The sequence below is a fragment of the Mesobacillus subterraneus genome (assembly GCF_020524355.2).
In the GTDB taxonomy this organism is placed as follows: Bacteria; Bacillota; Bacilli; order Bacillales; family Cytobacillaceae; genus Mesobacillus; species Mesobacillus subterraneus_C.
In genome coordinates this window covers 4419410-4441475 of record NZ_CP129019.1, presented here as the reverse complement: position 1 = coordinate 4441475, position 22066 = coordinate 4419410, and the positions used below count along the sequence as shown (strand labels likewise).

Genomic DNA, 22066 nt, shown 5'->3' with positions numbered 1-22066 from the left:
GAATTAGATATCGGAACATTTACCTATCCAACATATTTAAAATAATCAAAAAACCTAGTAATATTAGGATATTCTCCTGCTTTTGGAGGATTATTATTGAATAATGTTATTAATAGCAATACAAACATGTTAAAAATAGGAAGATTATCGTTATATTACATTAATGTTACAGAACAAAAAGCGAATCCAGGGGCTAGGCGCTGGAGATAGATTATGAAAACAAGATGAAGTTATCTTCCTTAACAAAAAAAAAGAGAGCATGTCATATGACACGCTCCCTTTTTTAATGGCTCAGGACGGAATCGAACCGCCGACACAAGGATTCAGTCCTTTGCTCTACCGACTGAGCTACTGAGCCAAGATGATATGTAGTTTCCTAAACTTTAGTTCGTTTAAGTCCTTTGCTTGAATGACCTCTCGGTTTTTCTCGCAAGTTGCCATAGATGCTTATTCGGAGAAGCAAGCAACTGACTGAGCTATTGAGCCAAAATAATATGTAATTTATTTTCGCTGTCGCGAAAAATCTTGGTGACCCCTACGGGATTCGAACCCGTGTTACCGCCGTGAAAGGGCGGTGTCTTAACCGCTTGACCAAGGGGCCATATTTAGTTGATCCTTTTTCACTGATGTAAAGTTAAGGAGGATAATTTTTCGCTACCGCGAAAAAATCTTGGTGAGCCATGAAGGACTCGAACCTTCGACCCTCTGATTAAAAGTCAGATGCTCTACCGACTGAGCTAATGGCTCCTATCAAACTTTATCGCTTTTTGTCGAATCAGTGACAACGTTGTTTATATTACCATAGCATTTTATTGTTTGTATATATCTTTTTGAAATATTTTTTTGCTTTATTGTATTTTTCTTCGTCGTTCACTCTTTTTCCCCTAAATTTGTTCCATTTATCATTAGAAATTTGCTAAATTAGGTTAATTCTGCGAAGTTGGGATGTATTTACGTGAAACGAGATGCCGTTTCCGCAAATTCAAGCCGTAATCCCGTGAACTGTAAACAGCTAGGACTCCCATCAATAAAAACAAGCCCCCGACCTTAGTCATCCGGGGGCTTGTTCAATAATTATTATGATCTCCAAGGGCTGCGGACGACATTTGTCTGCGTGCGGTCCGGGTCGACTGAGAAGATGGACAATGGGATGCCTGTCAGTTGTGAGATGCGCTCAAGATAGTGTCTTGCGTTTTCAGGGAGTTGGTCTAGTGATTTCACTCCAGTGATATCTTCTGTCCAGCCTGGCAGCTCCTCGTAGACTGGCTCGCATTCAGCAAGTGTCTTAAGGCTTGCAGGGAATTCTTCGATTAGCTCACCCTTGTAGCGATATGCTACACAGATTTTAAGGGATTCAATGCCAGTTAACACATCGATAGAATTCAACGATAGATCAGTGATTCCGCTAACACGGCGTGCATGGCGGACAACGACGCTGTCGAACCAGCCGACACGGCGTGGGCGACCTGTTGTCGTGCCGTATTCGCGTCCTACCTCACGGATATGGTGGCCGATTTCGTTATCTAACTCTGTAGGGAATGGTCCATCGCCTACACGAGTCGTATAAGCCTTAGAAACTCCCACAATATGGGTGATTTTCGTTGGACCTACACCAGAACCGATTGTAACACCGCCAGCTACTGGATTGGATGATGTAACGAATGGATATGTTCCCTGGTCGATGTCGAGCATGACGCCCTGTGCACCTTCAAATAGAACACGGCGTCCTTCATCCAAAGCATTGTTCAAAACAACGGATGTATCGACGACATAATCCTTGATTTGTTGTCCATACTCATAATACTCATCTAAAATATCCTCAAGCTTAAATCCTTCAGTTTCATAGATGCGCTCTAACAGGCGGTTCTTTTCCTCGAGATTCCGTGTTAGCTTCTCCTCGAAGACTTCCCTGTCAAGAAGGTCGGCGATTCTGATACCCGTTCTCGCAGCCTTGTCCATGTATGCAGGACCGATTCCCTTTTTGGTCGTTCCGATTTTATTAGCACCCTTGCTCGCTTCTTCCACTTCATCAAGTTTCAGGTGATAGGGAAGGATGACATGCGCACGGTTGCTGATTCGCAAGTTGTCTGTCTTAACATCTTTATCGTGAAGATAAGCAAGTTCCTTCACGAGCGCTTTCGGATCGACAACCATGCCGTTACCGATGACACTGATTTTATCATTATAAAAAATTCCTGATGGAATCAAATGCAATTTATATGTTTCACCATTGAATTTTATTGTATGTCCGGCATTGTTCCCTCCCTGATAACGGGCAATCACTTCAGCATTCTCTGAAAGGAAGTCAGTAATCTTCCCTTTTCCTTCGTCTCCCCATTGTGTACCAACTACTACTACGGATGACATATAAAAAGCACCTCCAAAGGTATACGGTTATTATTTCCGTTTCAAACATATAAAGTTTACCAATAAAAATAGTACAAAGTCAACCAAACACGAACATTAAATTTATATTATAATTATTTCGTTCGTAAAAATCACATCTTCTATTGTCTTAATAAATTTACTGCAAAAAAAGAGAATCAATCCTTAAGGATTAATTCTCATTATGCCCCTGGTGGAGCGTACGATTCGTCGTATCTATTTTCAATATTGACGAATTTATTATATTCTTTTACGAATGCCAGCTTCACGGTTCCTACCGGGCCGTTACGCTGCTTGGCAATGATGATTTCAATGATATTCTTATCTTCTGATTCCTTATCATAATAGTCATCACGGTAAAGGAAGGCAACGATATCGGCATCCTGCTCGATCGAACCTGATTCACGAATATCGGACATCATCGGGCGCTTGTCCTGTCGCTGTTCCACACCACGGGAAAGCTGAGACAGCGCAATTACAGGCACTTGCAATTCACGCGCAAGTTGTTTAAGTGAACGGGAAATCTCTGATACTTCCTGCTGGCGGTTTTCGCCGGCACGCCCGCTCCCAAGGATCAGCTGGAGGTAGTCAATCATAATCATGCCCAGTCCATGTTCCTGCTTTAATCGGCGGCATTTTGACCTGATATCGGTAATTTTTACACCAGGGGTATCATCAATGAAGATCCCTGTATTCGATAGGCTTCCCATTGCCATCGTCAATTTGCCCCAGTCTTCATCCGTCAGGGAACCTGTACGCAGCCTTTGGGCATCAATATTGCCTTCAGCACAAAGAACACGCATGACAAGCTGCTCTGCGCCCATCTCCAAACTGAAGATCGCGACATTCTCTCCTGTCTTTTTCGCAACGTTCTGGGCGATATTCAGGGCGAATGCTGTTTTACCGACAGATGGACGGGCGCCGACAATGATCAAATCGTTTCGCTGAAAACCTGCAGTTATGCGGTCAAGCTCAGTAAATCCAGTCTCAAGGCCAGTGATATCTCCTTGACGGTTATGCATTTCTTCAATGTTATCGTATGTCCTGACAAGGACATCTTTTATATTATGGAAGGCTCCTCCGCCTTTGCGCTGGGCAACCTCCATGATATTCTTTTCTGCTTCTGCAAGTAATGCCTCGACTTCATCCTCACGCATATAGCCATCTTCTGCGATGCCTGATGCTGTCCGAATGAGCCTTCTCAGCAATGACTTTTCCTCTACGATTCTAGCATAATACTCTATATTAGCAGCCGTCGGAACCGATGCGGCCAATTCACTTAAATAACTGACGCCTCCAACATCTTCAATCAGCTTGGACGACGCCAATTCCTCAGTGACGGTCACCAGGTCGATGGCTTTTCCTTTATCATTTAGATCGAGCATAACGTTGAAGATTTTCTGGTGCGCAACACGGTAAAAGTCTTCTGGTACTAAAACTTCTGAAGCAAGAGTTAAAGCTGATGGCTCTAAAAATATTGCGCCAATTACGGCTTGTTCCGCTTCCATGTTTTGCGGCGGAAGTCGATCCGCGAATAATTCACTCATCTGCCTGCCCCCTTACAGAATTGACTTTCTCTGCGAATTGAAAAAAGTGATCAGCAGAACCGATCACCTATTTCTGTAACTATATTATTTTATCATGTTTATGGGTTAATGGAACTGTAAATTATTTTCCTTCTTTTACATGAACATTTAACGTTGCCTGAACATCTTTATGTAGCTTTACTGGAACCTTCGTATATCCAAGTGTACGAATAGCATCCGAAAGCTCAATCTTACGCTTATCAAGCTTGATGCCATGGGCTTTTTGCAGCTCATCAGCAATCTGCTTGCTTGTGATTGAGCCGAAAAGACGGTCATCTTCGCCAGATTTAGCGGATAATTCTACTGTAACTTTTTCCAGTTTTTCCTTCAAAGCTTTCGCATCTTCAAGCTCCTGCTGTGTCATTTTCTCTTCTTTCTTTTGTTGTGCGCTCAGGGAACTCATAGCAGCTTGATTTGCTTCAACAGCTAGACCTTGTTTGATCAGGAAATTGTGTGCGTAGCCATCTGCCACATTTTTGATTTCGCCTTTTTTGCCTTTTCCTTTAACGTCCTTCAAAAAGATTACTTTCATTCTTTTTGTCCCCCTTCTAGATAATCATCTATTGCATTTTGTAAAAGTGTTTCTGCCTCATCAGTAGTTATGTCATACATCTGGGTCGCAGCATTGGTTAAATGCCCGCCGCCTTCGAGGTTTTCCATGATCACCTGAACATTGATTTCGCCAAGCGACCTTGCACTGATACCAATGGTATCCTCAGATCTTTTTGAGATGACAAATGACGCTGATACTTCATCCATCGTCAACAGAGTATCTGCAGCCTGTGCTATCAAGACATGATCGCAATATACATCATCCGCGCTTTTTGAAATGACAATGCCATCTCGGTAAAAATAAACATTCTCTATGATTTTAGCTCTTCTGATATACGTATTAATATCTTCTTTTAAAAACTTCTGGACAAGAATGGTGTCCGCACCGTGGCTTCTCAGATATGATGCCGCATCAAAAGTACGGGCGCCTGTCCGTAAGGTAAAGCTTTTAGTGTCGACGATAATCCCCGCCAATAAAGCAGTAGCCTCTAGCATCTGGATTTTTCCATTCTTCGGTTGATATTCTAGCAATTCCGTTACTAGCTCAGCAGTTGATGAAGCATAAGGCTCCATGTAGACGAGCAGAGGATTCTTAATGAATTCCTCACCCCGGCGATGATGGTCAATCACGATGATGTTCTCAATCCGGTTCAAAAGTCTCTCATCAATCACTAGTGATGGTTTATGCGTATCTACAACGACAAGCAATGTGTCATCCGATGCAATTTCATATGCCTGCTCAGGCGAAATGAATCTAGAATAGAGCGATTCGTTTTCCTTAATTTCATCCATCAGGCGTTGGACACCTGTATCAATCTCATTTTTATTATAGACAATAAAACCTTCGCGCTTATTCATCTGTGCTACTTTGAGAATCCCAATCGCCGAACCGATTGCGTCCATGTCAGGGTTTTTGTGTCCCATAATCAAGACCTTGTCACTCTCGATTACCAGTTCTTTCAAGGCATGAGAGATAACTCGAGCCCTTACCCTTGTGCGTTTTTCAACTGGATTCGTCTTGCCGCCATAAAACTTCACTTTGCCATTAGGCTGCTTGATCGCAACCTGGTCACCACCGCGCCCCAAGGCCAAGTCAAGGCTGGATTGTGCCTGAGTACCGAGCTCAGGAAGCGATGAATATCCTGTGCCAACACCGATGCTCAATGTTAACGGGACATTTTGCTTCGAAGACGTTTCCCTTACTTCATCGAGAATCGAGAATTTCCCTTTTTCAAGCAGCAAAAGGATATGTTCGCTAAAAACAGCAATGAACCGCTCAGAAGATACTCTCTTGAGGAATACCCCCCATTATTAGTAGCCCATTTATTTAGGATGGAAGTCACAAGACTGTTCAAGCTGCTTTTCGTCTGGTCATCCATTCCCTGGGTCAGTTCCTCATAATTATCAAGATAAATAATCGAAATAACCGTGCGCTCATCCTTGTACATCTTTTCAATTTCAGCCTGTTCGGTCACATCGAAAAAGTAGAGCAGGCGTTCTTCAGGTTTATGGATGACCCTGAACTTCCGGTCATGAAGAGTAATGATTTCTGTTTCCACCTCTTGCTTAATCAATGGAATGACCGCATCTGCTACATCATACAGTGATTTGCCGACAAGCGAGTCTTCATTGAAACTAGCAGCAATGAAAGGATTCGTCCACTCAATATAATAGTCGTCATTGATCAGCATAATCCCAATGGGCATTTCCATCAGTGCTTCCTCGCCGACTTTTTTTACCCGATAAGACAGCGTGGAGATATACTCTTCCGTCTCCTGCCTAATCTTATGGTTTACTTGAAAAATGAGATATATCAACAGGCCAGTGAAAATGAACCCTGCCGCTCCTATAATCCAGTTATAGTATGACAGAAATCCGATTAGCACCAGTGTTACGGCCATCAATCCATACAATGGATAACGTATTTGCCGCCTCTCTAAATAAGAAGGCATGTGCTCAGCTCCTAAAGCGTTAGTTTCTGATTACTTCTTCTCCCCAAGACGTTTTCTTAAGTCAAACCCTAAATCAATTATACCTAATATCCTGACAATATAAAGAACAAATGGCAGGAGGAAAGTCACGATAATGATGATGATTGGAACAGCTTTAGGATACCGTTTTATATGTGTAACATAAAACACGAATGATAGTCCTTGGAGAACCATCAGCATCTGCAATATGAAAGTAAGGTTGGAAATTGCCCAGAACCAGTAAGTCCCTTTTTCCGGCTGCATGATCAATGCTGCAATCATCGCAATGAGGTAATACCATAATATGCTCTTAGGCAGGTTCAAATCTCTGAAGGGCCCCCAGGTTGGTACCTGGATTCCGAATCGTTTCAAGAATGGGAACGAGACAAGCTGAAGCAAGAACACAATCAAAAATGAGGCCATGACGAACATACTTGGCATAAGCACTTCCATCATATCAATCATTGCTTCAAATTGCTTGATGAGTTTCTCATCAGGGAGCCTGCCCCATTTGTTCCAGCATTTTGATTGCCTGGTCGGTTGAGACACGAAAGGCCTCCATTAATTCATCGATTATATTAATTTTAAATAAAACGACCGACAATGCATATTGTGCCACTAAATTCAAAAGAAACACGAGTGAGCCTGCTATGTATGCGGCAAACCTGCTTTTAGCTTTCTTGACCATGTAACCCATCACAGCACCAGTTGTCCCATAAGCCAATGCAAGTGGAATTGCAAGAAGTGACCCCAATATCATCGATAATAAAACAGCTGCAAGAGTAAACACAGCCGTACTTTTCCCGTCATATTTAGCTCCGAAAAATAAGAACGGCAAAGAAAGAAACAGATTCACTACTAACCCCAGACCAGGTATATAAAAAGTAATCAACAATAAAACTGCAAAAATTGCTAACAGGATGGCACCTTCCGTCAGCTTGTATGTATTTCTCATAATCCACCTCACCTGAAATGCGTAAGCGCCTTGGTCAGACCCGACAAGCGCTGGAAAGCCGACCAGTGAAGTCGTTCTTTGACTTCATTGGGCGGATTGAAGCGTCTCGAGGGGCTTGACGCTGAAGCTAGACACAGAAATGCGTAAGCGCCTTGGTTACTATAAGGTTCATGCTGGATTTTACAACATTATCCTGAACCAAGTAGCAGCCATTTTTAAATAACCGATAAGAACTATTTTAGCTTCTAGAACAATGACAAGCAAACGAAGTGTCATAAAAACTAATATAAAAGGCAGCGGGATGCCCCGCTGCCTTTTAAAATCCGATCATTATTCGCCTGAAACGTATGGCAGTAATGCCATTTGACGAGAACGTTTGATTGCAACTGTCAATTTACGCTGATATTTAGCGCTTGTTCCAGTTACACGGCGTGGTAAAATCTTACCGCGCTCAGAGATGAATTTTTTCAAAAGATCTGTGTCTTTGTAATCAATTTTAGTGATTCCGTTTGCTGTGAAGTAGCAAACCTTACGGCGTTTTGCACGTCCGCCTCTGCGTCCACCCATTGCCATGGTCATTTCCCTCCTTGTTTATTCTATTTCAAGTCCGAGTTATATTAGAATGGAAGATCATCATCTGAAATGTCGATCTGGCCGCCACCTGCAAATGGATCTTCATCAACTTTTGTATAACCTTGATTCTGGCGTTGATTCTGGTTCTGATTCTGATTCCCGAATGGGGAACCTTGATCATTTTGACGGGAATAACCGCTATCCCCTCTGTCTGAAGACTGTCCTTTGGGCTCAAGGAACTGAACACTTTCAGCAAGAACTTCTGTAACGTATACACGCTTACCATCTTGTCCTTCGTAGCTGCGAGTTTGAACTCGTCCATCAACACCTGCAAGACTGCCCTTCTTCAAGAAGTTAGCAACGTTTTCGGCTGGACGACGCCATACCACACAGTTGATGAAGTCAGCTTCTCTTTCCCCCTGCTGGTTGGTAAATGAACGATTTACCGCAAGAGTGAAAGTAGCCACCGCAACTCCATTCGGTGTGAAACGTAATTCAGGATCCTTGGTCAAACGACCGACAAGAATGACACGATTCATCATCAGAATCAACTCCTTCCCCTCAGCATGAATGTTCCATGTGAAACATCTGACGCTGAAAGTTTATATTTATATCATTAATTATTCTTCTTCTTTAATAACGATGTGGCGAATGATATCTTCGCTGATCTTAGCAAGACGAGAGAATTCCTCAACTGCTGCCGGAGAAGCGTTTACCTTAACAAGCTGGTAGTAGCCATCACGGAAATCATTGATTTCATAAGCTAGGCGGCGTTTGCCCCATTCCTTAGCTTCTGCAACTTCCGCACCGTTTTCTGTAAGGATTGAGCTGAAACGCTCTGTAAGAGCCTTTTTAGCTTCCTCTTCAATGTTTGGGCGGATGATGTACATAATTTCGTACTTTCTCATCACTGTCACCTCCTTTTGGTCTAAACGGCCCCATTACAGGGCAAGGAGTAATTGTTTAATTACTCACAAGATGAAATTATATCACAGAATAGATTCAAAGGCAACGCTATGGATAGCAATTCTACTTTTCATATTCTGGGCTATTAATTTCTTTAATGAAATACTAACATATGTTCGTGTTTTTGTTCAAGCTATTTTTTTCTAGAAATAAAAATTCGCCCTGAATTAAGCAGGGCGAATTGGATTATACATTGAAACGGAAGTGGATGATGTCTCCGTCTTTTACTTCATATTCTTTTCCTTCAAGCCGTACTTTGCCGGCTTCTTTGGCAGCAGTCATTGATCCTGCTGCAAGAAGATCATCATAATGTACTGTTTCTGCACGGATGAATCCACGCTCGAAATCAGAGTGAATGACACCTGCACATTGAGGTGCTTTCATGCCATGACGGAATGTCCATGCACGGACTTCCTGGACGCCAGCTGTGAAATATGTTGCCAGTCCAAGCAGACTGTAAGCCGCACGGATCAACTGATCCAAACCAGATTCTTCAATGCCTAGTTCTTCTAGGAACATTTGCTTTTCTTCACCTTCAAGCTCAGCGATTTCTTCTTCGATCCTTGCACTGATGACGATTACTTCCGCATTGTCTTTTTGTGCGAATTCGCGAACTTTCTGGACGTATTCGTTGCTGCTTGGATCAGCGAGATCCTCTTCACCTACGTTAGCGACATAAAGCATCGGCTTAATTGTAAGCAAATGAAGCTGCTTAACGATTTTCATTTCTTCTTCAGCAAATTCAACCGCTCGTGCTGGTTGTTCAGCTTCAAATGCATCGCGCAGGCGAGCCAGAATTGGAAACTCAATAGCCGCTTCCTTATCTTTTTGCTTAGCTAGCTTTTCAACACGGCCGATTCTTTTCTCAACTGATTCAAGGTCTGCAAGAATCAACTCAAGGTTGATAACCTCTATATCCGATATTGGATCTACTTTACCTGAAACGTGTGTAATATTGTCATCTGCAAAACAACGGACTACCTGACAAATCGCATCCACCTGGCGAATATGGGAAAGGAATTTGTTTCCGAGTCCTTCACCTTTACTCGCACCTTTTACAATTCCAGCGATGTCAGTGAATTCAAAAGCTGTCGGTACAGTCTTTTTAGGCTGTACAAGCTCAGTCAATTTAGTTAAACGATGGTCAGGAACCTCAACGATTCCGACATTCGGATCAATTGTACAGAACGGATAATTGGCTGATTCAGCACCAGCCTGTGTGATCGCATTAAACAATGTTGATTTTCCAACGTTAGGAAGTCCAACAATACCTGCTGTTAAAGCCATCCTTGTCACTCCTCTATTTAAAAATGTATCAATTCAAGCAAGAATCACCTAAACGAGTTTTTTCCTCTCACAATTATAGAGATTACGAAAGGAAAAGACAAGCTTGTAAGAAAAGCGCAAGCGTCTTGCTCAGCCCCGATAAGCGTTGGAGGGTCGCCCAGTGAAGTCGTTCTTTGACTTCACCTGCGCGGACCGAAACGTCTCGAGGGGCTAGGCGCTGGAGCTAGACAATAAGAAAAGCGCAAACGCCTCGGTCAGCCCTTAAGGGGATCTTTTGCCTTGGTACCCTTATGGAGGGGGAATTGCTTGTATAAGGGTATCGTTCTACTTTTACGGTACCGCTTTGGAGGGGGAATCGGGAACGCAATCATGTACATTATCGATGTAATATATTACCATTTTACGGGTATCAATCACCTTTAAATCTCAAAGAAGCCGCACTCTCCCAATGAAAGTGCGGCAAAACAATCATCATTCTTTTTCGATTTTTTCGATATTGACAAGGCAATCGTAAAGTGTGCTTCCGAGTCCGTTGTCTGATTCTCTGCTTGATGTCAGCTGGTTGACGGAGCCGCCGAACCTCTCGCTCAATCCCTCATCAATATTCACCGTTCCGGGATGGGCCATTTTTAAAATCGAAACTGTCCCTTTCAGTTCGCCTCTGTCATTCCACACACGGACATAATCCTGGTCTTTCAAATCTTTTTCAGCTGCCACACTGCTAGCAATCTCCACTTTCACATAAGGCTCTGGCTGGAATAGGTGGAAATGCTGAGAATGGTTGGAACGCAGCGGATGGATCGTCAGCAATGTGTAAGGGAATTTTTCTGCCAGTTCGGGATTGGTCCATTTTGTTTCGGTTGGCAGTGACAATTTGATCCGGCCGTCCGTGGCTGCAGATGATGTGAATTCATATTTGCCGCTTGGTGTTTTGAATTTTCGGTCAGCCCATGGAATCTCCTCCACTGGCAGTTCGGCAAATTTATCATCACGAATTTTTTCTAGCGAAATTCCCTTCTTCAACAATGAAACGAGCCCCATTTCCAGGAATTCTTCTCTTGTAAAATCAAACTCGTCACCAAAGCCTAATCTGGCCGCCAGTTCAGCCCAAATCCATGCGTCCGGCCCTCGCTTGTCCCGGTGGCTCTACCAGCTTCGGACCGTGATTCACATAATGATGGTACATCGATGAATAGTAAACATCTTCTACCTCAAAGGCTGTGGCAGCTGGCAATACATAATCCGCAAGCACTGCTGTATCCGTCATGTACTGGTCGATGACTACCAGCGTTTCCAATGACTCAAATGCTTCTTTGACTCTATTCGTATCTGGTACCTGTGTCAGCGGATTGCCGCACGTGACGATTCCCATTTTTATCTGAGGATCAATAGCTGACAGGATCTCCTCTGCCTGCCTCATCATTGTAAATGTGCGTGAAGAACTTTTTCGCTCAGCCATCGACATATTCTCGTAGTCGAAACTCTGTCCTACCTGCTTGTTCGCATAGTTGGCTCCTCCGCCGGGAATGCCGATATTGCCGCTGACAGCAACGAGCGCGTCCAACAGCCTGATCGTATTGCCTCCATTTTCATAACGCTGCATCCCAAGCCCCATGATCGTGGAAACAGGACGGTCAGCATAAACCTCGGCAAGATGACTGATGATGTCGGCTGGTACCTCTGTAACTTCGCTGATATAGTCCAATGTTACGCTATCCAGCAAGGCTTTCAAATCCCCAAACCCGACTGTATGATTCGCCAAAAACTCCACATCATGCAGTTCCATCCTAAATAATTCTTTTATAATGCCAGCCGCTAAAAGTCCATCAAAACCTGGCTTGATAGAGATATATTCATTCGCAATCTTCGCAGTTGCGTTAAAAATCGGATCAATCACATAAATTTTTGTGCCTTTCTTTTTCACAGACTGCAGGTTTTGAAAAAGATGCATATTCGTACGTGCTATGTTCCTGCCCCAAATGACGACATGCTTACTGTTCTCCAAATCTCCTGGTGCATGGCTGTAGGCATCCCCAAAATCCCAGTTCTGTGCTTCAATCCCTGCTCCCCAGCAAATTGAGCCGGTCAACTCAGTCACACCGCCATATAAGTTGAAAAAGCGACTGTCAAGATTGGTGAGCAAACCACCGTTGGAGTAATCATGGCTATGCAAAACGGAAGTGGTTCCGAAGCTTTCTTTATAATATGTGAGTTTTTCAGCAATCTCATCGAGCGCCTGCTCCCAGGTAATCTGCTGGAAGCTGCCCTGCACTTTTTTCAGTGGATAAAGCAAGCGACCTTCTGAGTTCGCCCTGTGCTCAAGCATCCGGCCTCGGCCGCAAATTTTCCCCTGAGTGATTGGGTGCTCCGGATTGCCTTCAACCTTCGTTACCTTTCCGTCTTCTACGGTAACAAGGAATCCGCAGCTGTCCCAGCAGTTCAATGGACATGCTGAATGATATACTGTCGCCACTTCCTCATCTCCCAACGTTTTCTCTGTATGTTTCGTTAATTTTATCTATAAGAATAATACAAGAAGGTCAAAAAAAGAAGCAGGATCACTCTGAACTGCTCCCCGTCAAGTAGACAGTGGAAATAATAAAAACAGCCTAAGCGGCTTTAGCCCTGAATTCTAGGGGGCTAAGGCCGTTTAATCTTTTTTGGTAACGTTCATGATTATAAAAGTATATGTACTCATCAATCGCCGCAGAAAGCTCTTCAAAGGTCTTATATTTCTCCATGTAATATTTCTCGCTTTTCAGTGATCCCCAAAAGGATTCCATTGGACCATTGTCAATACATCTTCCGACTCGGGACATACTTTGAGTCATCTGTGCTTGATCTATTCTTTGTTTAAATCCAAAATGGGTATACTGAAAGCCCCTGTCGCTATGTATAAGTGGGCGGTCACCATTCAGTAGGGCCGTGGCGCTGATCCAGCGTATCAAATACCAGTTTATTGTTGTTGGAATGTCCAAATACGTAACTAACGATGGCTCCATCATGTAAGTCTTTAATTGCACTCAAATAAGCCTTTTTTGCTTCTCCATACTTGAACTCAGTCACATCAGTTACCCATTTCTCATTTGGACTTTCGGCTTGGAAATTACGGTCTAACACGTTTTCTGCGACGTGTTGAGGGGTTGACTTTTTATAGCGATTTTTCTTTTTCCGAATAACGCTTTGAATGCCGACAATCTTCATCAGCCTATAGATTCGCTTTTCATTGAAGCTCTTGTTCAACCTTCTATTCAAAGTCATCGTAATCCTGCGGTAGCCGTAGATTCCTTTAACCTCCTCATGGAGAGCCTTCATTTCTTCTACAAGCATCACATTTTGACATTCACGCTTGGAAGGTGTTCGCTTCAGCCATTTATAATATGCAGACCTGGCCAACCCCGCAATTTCACAAAGCATAACGAAAGAGAATCCTTCTTCTTCGTGTAGTTCCTTGATAGCGATATATTTCTCCTCAAGGCGTATCTGGCTTATCTTCGCCTCCTTTCGATCTCCTCTAACTTTTTTAGGAATAAGTTCTCTGCGCGTAATCGCTCATTTTCGCTCGCAAGCCTCTTCATCTCCAATTTCATCTTCTGTTCTGGGGAGAGTTCAACTTCTTCCTTTTTCCTCCCTCGCTTATCCCGAAGGGCTTCTTCGCCGCCATCCTCATACTTTTTAACCCATTGATATGCTTGTTGGTAAGAGACCTTAAAGGTCTCAGCTGCCTTCTGATAATCCTTGCCGTTCTCAAGGCAATAGAGCACAATCTCTTTTCGTTCATTTATGGTAGTGTTTCTTCTAGTCATAGTGTTTGTCCTTCCTTTGGAAGTGTCCTTTAATTCTCTATGACTATTATACTTGTTAATCCATTTCTGGAGGACGCGTCTACATGAGATTTCATACTTTCTGATAACATCATTTTGAGAGTAGTCCCCACTAAGATAGTCCTGTACAGCCGCCAGCTTAAGTTCCTTAGAATACCTCTTCCAGGTAGAAGACTTCTTTAATCCTTCTGCTCCGTATTTTTCATACCTGTAGACCCAATCATAAATTGCATGATCATTTACTTTGTATATAAACTTCAGCTCTGAAATAGAATGGCTACCCTTTTTTAACGCCTCTACAATCTTGATTTTATCTTGGAATGAATATGTCCTTTTTGACATAATAAATACTCCCCTTTAGGTAGACAGATTTTTATTTTTTAATCTGTCTACCTAAAGGGGAGCATATCACTCTCCCTGCTTCGATAAAACCTTCTTCACTTTTCTTGTGAACTCTTTTCGGGGAATCAAGACACTGTGCTCGCAGCCTTCACACTTGATTCGGATATCCATGCCAAGACGAATGATCTTCCACTTGTTGGTGCCGCAAGGATGTGGTTTTTTCATTTCAACAACATCATTAAGTTGAAACTCGTGGTCCAATTTTAAAACCTCCTTGTTTATTTACCAAATTCTTTCTGCTCTGTGCCTTCCTGGCGAGAGTACATCACCATTCTTGGGAATGGAATCTCAATTCCGTGCTGATCGAGGAGAAGCTTGATGTCCTTGCGAAGCTGTCTTCCGATATACCAATGTTTCATCGGCAAAGTTTCGGCAACAATTCGCATGACAACCTCTGAAGCGCCAAATTGCTGGACGCCTAAAAGCTCAGGAGTTTTAACAAGTTCAGGATGCTTTTCAGTTGTTGTTTCCAGGTACTCCTGCAGTACTTTTTCCGCGTATTCAATATCCCCTTCATAAGCAATCCCTATATCAAGGACCGCCACACTGTTGTAAACAGAGAAATTGGTGACTTCTACGATGCTGCCGTTAGGGAGAATATTGATTTCCCCTGTAAAGCTTTTTATTTTCGTCGTCCGCAGTCCGATTTCCTCCACAGTTCCCTCAAATTGTCCAATTCGGACATAATCACCTACTGAAAATTGATCTTCAAAAATAATGAAGAAACCGGTAATGATGTCCTTTACGAGACTTTGCGCACCAAAGCCAACCGCCAAACCGACAATACCAGCTCCGGCTAGCATTGCTTTAACATCGATTGCCATTGCCGCAAGAATGGACATGATCGCAATAAAGTAGACCACGTACGTTAACACATTTTCGAGCAATTTCATCAAGGTAGCTTCACGTCGCTCCGTAATCCGCAGCGGGCTTCTCGTCCTGACCTTGAAGAAATTGCGGATCGCAATCTTTCCAACTCGGATGAACAAGCCTGTGATAATCAGGATCGCAATGATTTTCAAAACACTTTCCCCAATCGTGAACCAGAGGTTTTCATCCATCAGCTTTTGACTCATTTTATTAAAAAATGCCTGTGTCTTGGTCACACTTTCTTCTGTTTTACTCATATTCTCACCCGCCTGCAAAATTCATGATTATATTAGTGACTCTATTATCACTTGACATGGATTATGAACACTCCTTGTTTAATACATCATTAAACGTTATGTAACAAACTAGTAAGTTTCATACAAACACAATTATTTTATCAAGTTTTATAATGTAGTGAAAGAAGTCTGTTTCTGTAAGTTGATGCCATAGCGGAATACTTACTCTCAAAAGCATGTTGTCATCCTCGTGTAATATTATACTAATATAATATTATTATTTTCTGTTAGAGTCTAAACCATTATAAAGCCTTTTTAAAAAATAAGTCATTATTCCTCTATAAATGGTTCACCATTCCAAAAGACCGTGTTTAAATCTTTCTGTTTACAGGTATGTATAGATTACAAAAAAAGGCCGTATACTGATAGTACGAATTTTAAGGAGTTGATCCAATGAATCTCAAAAACCATTTTTTCGAGCGGAAAAACAATGTGGCAAAAATTAACCATGAAGATGATCTGGCTGCCGAAAAGCTGGCTTCTGAAATCCTGGACCATTTGCCTAATTTCAGCACACGCCCAATTGTTTTTGTCTGTATTGGAACCGACCGCTCTACCGGGGATTCATTGGGTCCGCTAATCGGAACGCTGCTGCAGGAAAAAGAAATTGCGCCCTACCATGTATATGGAACACTTGATGACCCGATCCACGCTGTAAATATGGATGCGAAACTGGATGAAATCAAACAAAAACACTTCAATCCTTTTATTATTGGCATAGACGCTTGCCTTGGACGCTTAAAAAGCGTCGGCTCTATCCAGGTAGGCAATGGGCCCGTCAAACCAGGTGCCGGAGTGAATAAGGAACTGCCTGAAGTTGGAAACATGCACATTACCGGCATCGTCAATGTCAGCGGGTTCATGGAATTTTTTGTATTACAAAACACCAGATTGAACCTTGTTTTAAAAATGGCGAAAACGATCGCAAACGGTATTTTTGAGAGCAGCCGCCAACTGCCGAATAAACAGGAGTGGTCAAAGTTGAATTGGGATCTTGAAGCTGAACAGCCTACTGTAGCCGAATAACAAGTCTAAAAATGCCTGGAGGGTATCCAGGCATTTCTTTATTCTTTTTGACTGTCAATCAATCCTTATTGAAACAAAGAGTGTAATAAGACGTTTTAGTAAAGATTGCTGTTAAAATCCTAAAGCCGATTTTAACGGGACAATAAGCCAGTTGAAGTTCGGTATTTAGTGTGCTAGCTCTTTTTTCATAATTATCTTTAATTTTTATAGATACAAATCGAAATGCTATGTCTAAAAAATAGACTGGAGTAAAACTCTTACTCGACGATCTTAACTCTAAATCCCGATCATATAGTGTGAGATTGTGACCAGAACACCGGTTACAAGAATACCTGGCAACAGATTCGCAACCCTGATTTTTGTCAATCCAATCAGGTTTAGGCCGATGGCGAAAATCATAACACCGCCGGTTGCAGTCAGCTCAAGGATAAAGCTGTCCATCAATGCCTGCGGTATAAACTTATCTATTTGCGTTGCAAACAAAGCAATCATTCCCTGGTACAGCATGACGGGAATCGCAGAAAATAACACCCCGATACCAAGTGTTGTAGTAAGAATTAATGCCGTGAAACCGTCAATAATTGCTTTTGTATAAAGGACATCATGGTCCCCGCGAATTCCGCTGTCGAGTGCGCCGATAATAGCCATCGCTCCAATGACAAAAATCAGTGTCGCTGTCACAAACCCTTGTGAAATACTGCCTTCTCCATTTGACCCAAGTCTTCTTTCAAGCCAATCACCGGCTGAATTCAACTTATCCTCCAGCTTCCAGGCTTCACCAAGGACTGCACCAATTACAAGACTCAAGATAACAATCAGGAAGTTGGCACTTTTAAAGCCCATTTGCAGTCCCAGCACCATTACCGCAAGCCCGATGCCATGCATGACTGTGGCTTTCATATTTTCAGGGATTCTCGTCAGAAGCCTGCCCAGCAAGGTTCCTATGATAATCAATAATCCATTTACAATGGTGCCAAGTAAAAACATATTATTCACCTATCTTCAGATTTTGTATATGAATACGGATATGAATGGAGGTATTCACATTATTTGCTGGTTTTCGTACATGTTCTAGTATCCACGCTAGAAAGGATGTCGGAACTCTTTTCGAGGAGACTTCTTAATTAGGATTGCTTTTGGATTGGGAAAGCAATAAAGTTTCCGAAAAAAAGAACCTGGTAAAAAAAGAAGCCATCAAATTGATAGCTTAGGAATTTTGCTTATCTAAAAGTTCGAGAATCCGTTCCAAATCATCTTTTGAGAAAAACTCTATCTCAATTTTCCCTTTATTTTTGGATTGTTTGATATTAACGGTCGTCCCGAAACGTTCGCGAAGGGTTGTCTCACGTTCACGAATGAAAACATCTTTTGTTGTTTTCTCTTTTTTCGTTTCACGTGGAACAACTTCGTTCATCTGCTGGATCAGCTGTTCAAGCTGGCGGACATTCATTCCTTCTTTAAGGATTTTATCCACCAGGACCGGAAGCTTATCTTTCTTCCTTAACCCCAGGAGCGCGCGTCCATGCCCCATGGAAATCTTGCCATCTGAAATAAGCTGCTGGATTTTCGGAGGAAGCGACAGCAAGCGGATATGGTTGGCCAGATGCGGTCTGCTTTTGCCCAGCCTTTTCGCTAACTCTTCCTGCGTGAGTTTCAGCTTCTCGATTAAAGTTTGGTAGGCGATTCCCTCTTCAATTGGATTCAGGTCTTCACGCTGGAGATTCTCCAGTACGGCAAGCTCCATCATTTGCTGTTCATTCAGCTCACGAACGACGGCCGGCACTGTTTCCAGCTTTGCTTCTTTTGCTGCCCGGAAACGCCTTTCCCCAACTACGATTTCGAAGCCTTTTATTGTTTTCCTGACGATGATTGGCTGAAGGATTCCATGTTCCTGGATCGATCGCTTCAATTCCTCAATCGCTTCTGGCTGGAAAACTTTCCGTGGTTGATAAGGATTGGGACTTATTTCCTTTAGGCTTATTTCCTGAACCTTCTCTTCTTTTTCAGCTTCCATGTTAAAGAAAGCATTCAAACCTTTACCTAAGCCTTTAGCCATTTGCAACCACTTCCTTTGCAAGATCTAAATAAACCTCTGCCCCGCGGGACTTTGGATCATAAATGATAATTGGCTCTCCATGGCTTGGAGCTTCACTGAGACGGACATTCCTTGGAATGACAGTCTTGTAAACCTTATCTTGGAAGTACTTCTTCACTTCTTCGATGACTTGAAGACCAAGATTCGTACGCGCATCCAGCATAGTTAGCAGGACACCTTCAATCTTCAGATCCTGATTCAAATGCTTCTGAACGAGCCGGACAGTATTCAGGAGCTGACTTAGCCCTTCAAGTGCATAATACTCGCATTGGACAGGGATTATGACGGCATCTGAAGCCGTCAATGCATTCAGTGTCAATAAACCGAGTGACGGCGGACAGTCTATAATAATATAATCAAAACGATCCTTCACTTCCTCAAGAGCCCGCTTTAAGCGAACCTCCCTTGAGATTGTGGGCACAAGCTCTATTTCCGCTCCAGCAAGCTGGATGGTCGCTGGTATGGTATATAGATTTTCGACCGCTGTTGGCTGGATTACATTTTTGGCTTCAACATCATCAACAAGAACATCATATATGCATTGCTCAACATCCGCTTTTTCAATTCCCACACCACTCGTAGCGTTTCCTTGAGGATCTGTGTCGACAAGCAGCACTTTTTTTCCTATGTAGGCCAGGCACGCACCGAGGTTCACTGAGGTAGTCGTCTTGCCAACTCCACCTTTTTGATTCGCAATCGCGATGATTTTTCCCACATTGTCACCTTCTTTCAAACCCGTAAAATAATAAGAAAAGCGCAAGCGCCTTGGTCAGCCCCGACAAGCGCTGGAGGGCCTGACGGTGAAGTCGTCCTTTGACTTCATTGGCAGGACCGAAGTCGAAATGTATAGCCGACTGACCAGAAACGTAGAAACTGGAGACTCCGACAAAGAAGCGCTTTTTGCTTCTGCCGGCGGAGTTGAAGTTTCTGAGTTTCTAGGAGGCGACACTAGACAATTCGAAAAGCGGAGGCGACTGCTCAACTCCGACAAGCGTTGGAGGGCCTGACAGTGAAGTCGCTCTTTGACTTCATTGGCAGGACCGAAACGTCTCGAGGAGTTAGGAGCCGCAGCTAGACAAGCGACTCGAGGGGCTAGGCGCTGGAGCTGGCCATTTCTCGAAGTGAATTTATACTTTCTTATCTGTGAACAAAAAGCGCAAGCGCCTCGCTCAGCACCGAAAAGCGCTGGAGCTAGACCCTCATCGAAATAGAAAACATAAAAATCCAATGGGAGATTATGAATCCCCACTGAATCAAGAAAATCCTAAAAAAGCAATCATGTATTATATTTTATCATGAATCAACACAGTTGATAGAATTTTTATTCAAAAGAAATAATATAGTAATATCGCAGTCTAATATACAAAAGGAACTGTTACGTGGGTGATGATTGGCTTAAATTTCGCCAACAAAAAAGCGGGAGACAGCATGTCCCCCACTAGCATTCTATTATTTCTTTTTTGGTATGCGAATCGTGAATTGATAGAACTCTTCAAACTCTTCTTCTTCCGAATCGAGATTGATGCCGCTATCGGAAACCATCGTCAGCGACTGGCGGATGGTATTGACCGCAATTCTCATATCCTTGCTGAATGCCTTCCGCTTTGGCTTTGGTTTCTCTTCATTTTGACTCAGAAGCTTGACGACGCGTTCTTCTGTTTGTTTGACATTAAGAGATTTCTCCACAACCTCTGCCAAAACCTGTACCTGAAGCTGAGGATTTTTCAACGGGATTAATGAACGGGCATGCCGCTCTGTAATTTGCTTATTCAAAAGCGCATCCTGCACTTCCTGTGGAAGTTTCAGCAATCGCAGCTTATTCGCAACTGTTGATTGACCTTTTCCCAGTCTTTGCGCCAAAGCTTCCTGGGTCAGGTTATGAATTTCCAGTAACTTTCCATAAGCCATCGCTTCTTCAATCGGTGAAAGCTCCTCACGCTGGAGGTTCTCGATCAAAGCAACAGATGCGGTTTCGGAGTCAGATAAATTTTTAACGATTGCAGGAACTTCTTCCCACTCAAGCTTTTTCATCGCTCTCCAGCGGCGTTCACCTGCAATGATTTCAAATTGATCCTGATCGAATTCACGGACGACAATTGGCTGGATTACTCCATGTATGTGAATGGTACGGTCCAATTCTTCAATTTTTTCATCATCAAAAACAGTTCTTGGCTGGTATCTATTAGGAATAATATGGTTAATCGGAATTTTCTTTATTTCTTCATTTTCTATGTTGTCAATATCCTCAACTGTCTGTTCTTCCACTTGATTCTGTTCTTCCACCTGGTTCTGATCTTTTTCCTTTTCCCCAAGGCCAAAAAAGCGCGAAAGAGAAGGCTTCATCACCCTACACCACCTTTATGAACTCCCTATTACATATTCTCTATAAAAATGACAAGTTCCTGCCTATAGACTCTATTATAAACTAAATTCATTTTTCCAAATAGAACAAAAAGCGCAAGCACACCCAATCATGCCCGGACCGCTCTAAAGCTCAGTCCTAAGCTGAAAGGGATCAGGAAACTCTATTCAATAGGAGTCTTATTCGGAGTTCCCGGTTTTCTTGGGTACTTCTTAGGTGTTGGCTTTAGTTTGTTGATGATTAATATATTCCGTTCACTCTCTTCCACAGGCAGTGTGAATGAATGGGCAGATTCAAGCTTGCCCCCAAGAACACTGATCGCTTTTTCGCCAACCTGCAATTCCTCTCCTGCCTGGTTGCCCTTCATGGCGATGAATGTCCCGCCAACTTTCACTAACGGAAGGCAAAGTTCGCTTAATACAGACATCCTGGCAACAGCCCTTGCCATGACAACTTCATATTTTTCACGATGGGACGGATTTTGTCCGAATGTCTCAGCACGATCATGAATGAATGTTGTTCCTTCAAGCCCCAATTCTTTTGAAAGCTGCTCCAAAAATGTGATTCGCTTATTTAAGGAATCGACTATTGTCACCTTAATTTCCGGGAATGCAATTTTAATCGGGATACTCGGGAAGCCGGCACCGGCACCAACGTCGCACAAATTGAGCGGCTTATTAAAATCAAAATAAAATGCGGCAGAAACGGAGTCATAGAAGTGTTTCAGGTATACCTCTGGTTTCTCTGTGATCGCAGTCAAATTCATTTTTTCATTCCACTCGACGAGCATTTTATAGTACTTTTCATATTGCTCCATTTGCTTCTGAGAAAGTTCAATTCCCTTTTCGGCGAGCAATGCTTTAAATTGATCTGTATTCATAAGCCAACCCTTTCTGTCCTTGCTGGTCGTTATTCGA

General features: G+C 42.8%; 18 protein-coding genes, 3 tRNA genes and 3 pseudogenes. 2 read left to right on the top strand and 22 right to left on the bottom strand.

Features of this window, described 5'->3' with window-relative positions; all coding sequences use genetic code 11:
* Nucleotides 1–287: 287 nt before the first annotated feature.
* From LC048_RS23190 to LC048_RS23110, 17 genes and pseudogenes are all read right to left on the bottom strand, one after another.
* Nucleotides 288–358, bottom strand: a tRNA-Ser gene (locus LC048_RS23190).
* Between the two features lie 168 nt (nt 359–526).
* Nucleotides 527–601, bottom strand: a tRNA-Glu gene (locus tag LC048_RS23185).
* 70 nt (nt 602–671) lie between these two features.
* Nucleotides 672–747 (bottom strand) — tRNA-Lys (locus tag LC048_RS23180).
* A gap of 330 nt (nt 748–1077) precedes the next feature.
* Entirely contained in the window at nt 1078–2367 is a 1290-nt protein-coding gene (locus LC048_RS23175; protein ID WP_306048896.1) for an adenylosuccinate synthase, read from the bottom strand.
* A 200-nt stretch (nt 2368–2567) separates the two neighbouring features.
* Nucleotides 2568–3932 carry a replicative DNA helicase gene (gene dnaB, locus LC048_RS23170; protein WP_226603503.1) on the bottom strand — a complete coding sequence of 455 codons (1365 nt, stop codon included), beginning with the start codon at nt 3930–3932 and terminating at the stop codon, nt 2568–2570.
* A gap of 121 nt (nt 3933–4053) precedes the next feature.
* Nucleotides 4054–4503: a 50S ribosomal protein L9 gene (rplI, locus tag LC048_RS23165; RefSeq protein ID WP_306048894.1), complete on the bottom strand. Its 450-nt coding sequence runs from the start codon at nt 4501–4503 to the stop codon at nt 4054–4056.
* Nucleotides 4500–6475 (bottom strand): annotated as a pseudogene (locus tag LC048_RS23160) (DHH family phosphoesterase). The gene rplI and the pseudogene LC048_RS23160 overlap by 4 nt, the downstream one beginning before the upstream one ends.
* A gap of 30 nt (nt 6476–6505) precedes the next feature.
* On the bottom strand, nt 6506–7042 hold the full coding sequence (locus tag LC048_RS23155) for a DUF2232 domain-containing protein (RefSeq protein WP_306048892.1): 537 nt from the start codon (nt 7040–7042) through the stop codon (nt 6506–6508).
* Nucleotides 6987–7448: a DUF2232 domain-containing protein gene (locus tag LC048_RS23150; RefSeq protein ID WP_306048890.1), complete on the bottom strand. Its 462-nt coding sequence runs from the start codon at nt 7446–7448 to the stop codon at nt 6987–6989. Before LC048_RS23150 ends, LC048_RS23155 begins: the two co-directional genes overlap by 56 nt.
* Nucleotides 7449–7778: 330 nt before the next feature.
* Nucleotides 7779–8015 carry a 30S ribosomal protein S18 gene (gene rpsR, locus LC048_RS23145; RefSeq protein WP_031307629.1) on the bottom strand — a complete coding sequence of 79 codons (237 nt, stop codon included), beginning with the start codon at nt 8013–8015 and terminating at the stop codon, nt 7779–7781.
* A 50-nt stretch (nt 8016–8065) separates the two neighbouring features.
* Nucleotides 8066–8563 (bottom strand): single-stranded DNA-binding protein, encoded by a 498-nt coding sequence (gene ssb, locus LC048_RS23140; RefSeq protein WP_023613386.1) that lies wholly within the window; start codon nt 8561–8563, stop codon nt 8066–8068.
* A gap of 78 nt (nt 8564–8641) precedes the next feature.
* Nucleotides 8642–8929: a 30S ribosomal protein S6 gene (gene rpsF, locus LC048_RS23135; protein ID WP_226603512.1), complete on the bottom strand. Its 288-nt coding sequence runs from the start codon at nt 8927–8929 to the stop codon at nt 8642–8644.
* Nucleotides 8930–9173: 244 nt separating this feature from the next.
* Nucleotides 9174–10274 carry a redox-regulated ATPase YchF gene (gene ychF / locus LC048_RS23130; protein WP_226603518.1) on the bottom strand — a complete coding sequence of 367 codons (1101 nt, stop codon included), beginning with the start codon at nt 10272–10274 and terminating at the stop codon, nt 9174–9176.
* A 471-nt stretch (nt 10275–10745) separates the two neighbouring features.
* Nucleotides 10746–12747, bottom strand: a pseudogene (locus tag LC048_RS23125) (molybdopterin-dependent oxidoreductase).
* 136 nt (nt 12748–12883) lie between these two features.
* A pseudogene (locus LC048_RS23120) lies at nt 12884–14440 on the bottom strand (IS3 family transposase).
* 66 nt (nt 14441–14506) lie between these two features.
* Nucleotides 14507–14701, bottom strand: coding sequence for a DUF951 domain-containing protein (locus LC048_RS23115; RefSeq protein WP_023613382.1), 195 nt, complete (start codon nt 14699–14701; stop codon nt 14507–14509).
* Nucleotides 14702–14718: 17 nt separating this feature from the next.
* Complete coding sequence (locus tag LC048_RS23110; RefSeq protein WP_226607806.1) at nt 14719–15627, bottom strand: mechanosensitive ion channel family protein; 909 nt, start codon at nt 15625–15627, stop codon at nt 14719–14721.
* Between the two features lie 432 nt (nt 15628–16059).
* On the opposite strand from LC048_RS23110, the gene yyaC reads away from it, so the two are divergent.
* The gene (yyaC, locus tag LC048_RS23105) at nt 16060–16692 is read left to right on the top strand and encodes a spore protease YyaC (protein ID WP_306048887.1); all 633 of its coding nucleotides are present in this window, start codon (nt 16060–16062) and stop codon (nt 16690–16692) included.
* 276 nt (nt 16693–16968) lie between these two features.
* On the opposite strand, the gene LC048_RS23100 is transcribed toward yyaC, so the two are convergent.
* The 3 genes from LC048_RS23100 to LC048_RS23090 all read right to left on the bottom strand — a co-directional run bounded on the left by LC048_RS23100 (nt 16969) and on the right by LC048_RS23090 (nt 19502).
* Nucleotides 16969–17679, bottom strand: coding sequence for a DUF554 domain-containing protein (locus LC048_RS23100; protein ID WP_226607803.1), 711 nt, complete (start codon nt 17677–17679; stop codon nt 16969–16971).
* 220 nt (nt 17680–17899) lie between these two features.
* On the bottom strand, nt 17900–18748 hold the full coding sequence (locus tag LC048_RS23095) for a ParB/RepB/Spo0J family partition protein (protein ID WP_306048886.1): 849 nt from the start codon (nt 18746–18748) through the stop codon (nt 17900–17902).
* Entirely contained in the window at nt 18741–19502 is a 762-nt protein-coding gene (locus tag LC048_RS23090; RefSeq protein WP_214782584.1) for a ParA family protein, read from the bottom strand. The genes LC048_RS23095 and LC048_RS23090 overlap by 8 nt, the downstream gene beginning before the upstream one ends.
* An 85-nt stretch (nt 19503–19587) precedes the next feature.
* On the opposite strand from LC048_RS23090, the gene LC048_RS23085 reads away from it, so the two are divergent.
* The gene (locus tag LC048_RS23085) at nt 19588–19794 is read left to right on the top strand and encodes a hypothetical protein (protein WP_226607798.1); all 207 of its coding nucleotides are present in this window, start codon (nt 19588–19590) and stop codon (nt 19792–19794) included.
* A gap of 442 nt (nt 19795–20236) precedes the next feature.
* On the opposite strand, the gene noc is transcribed toward LC048_RS23085, so the two are convergent.
* The gene (gene noc, locus LC048_RS23080; protein WP_306050589.1) at nt 20237–21130 is read right to left on the bottom strand and encodes a nucleoid occlusion protein; all 894 of its coding nucleotides are present in this window, start codon (nt 21128–21130) and stop codon (nt 20237–20239) included.
* A 182-nt stretch (nt 21131–21312) separates the two neighbouring features.
* The gene (rsmG, locus tag LC048_RS23075; protein ID WP_306048883.1) at nt 21313–22029 is read right to left on the bottom strand and encodes a 16S rRNA (guanine(527)-N(7))-methyltransferase RsmG; all 717 of its coding nucleotides are present in this window, start codon (nt 22027–22029) and stop codon (nt 21313–21315) included.
* Between the last annotated feature and the right edge of the window lie 37 nt (nt 22030–22066).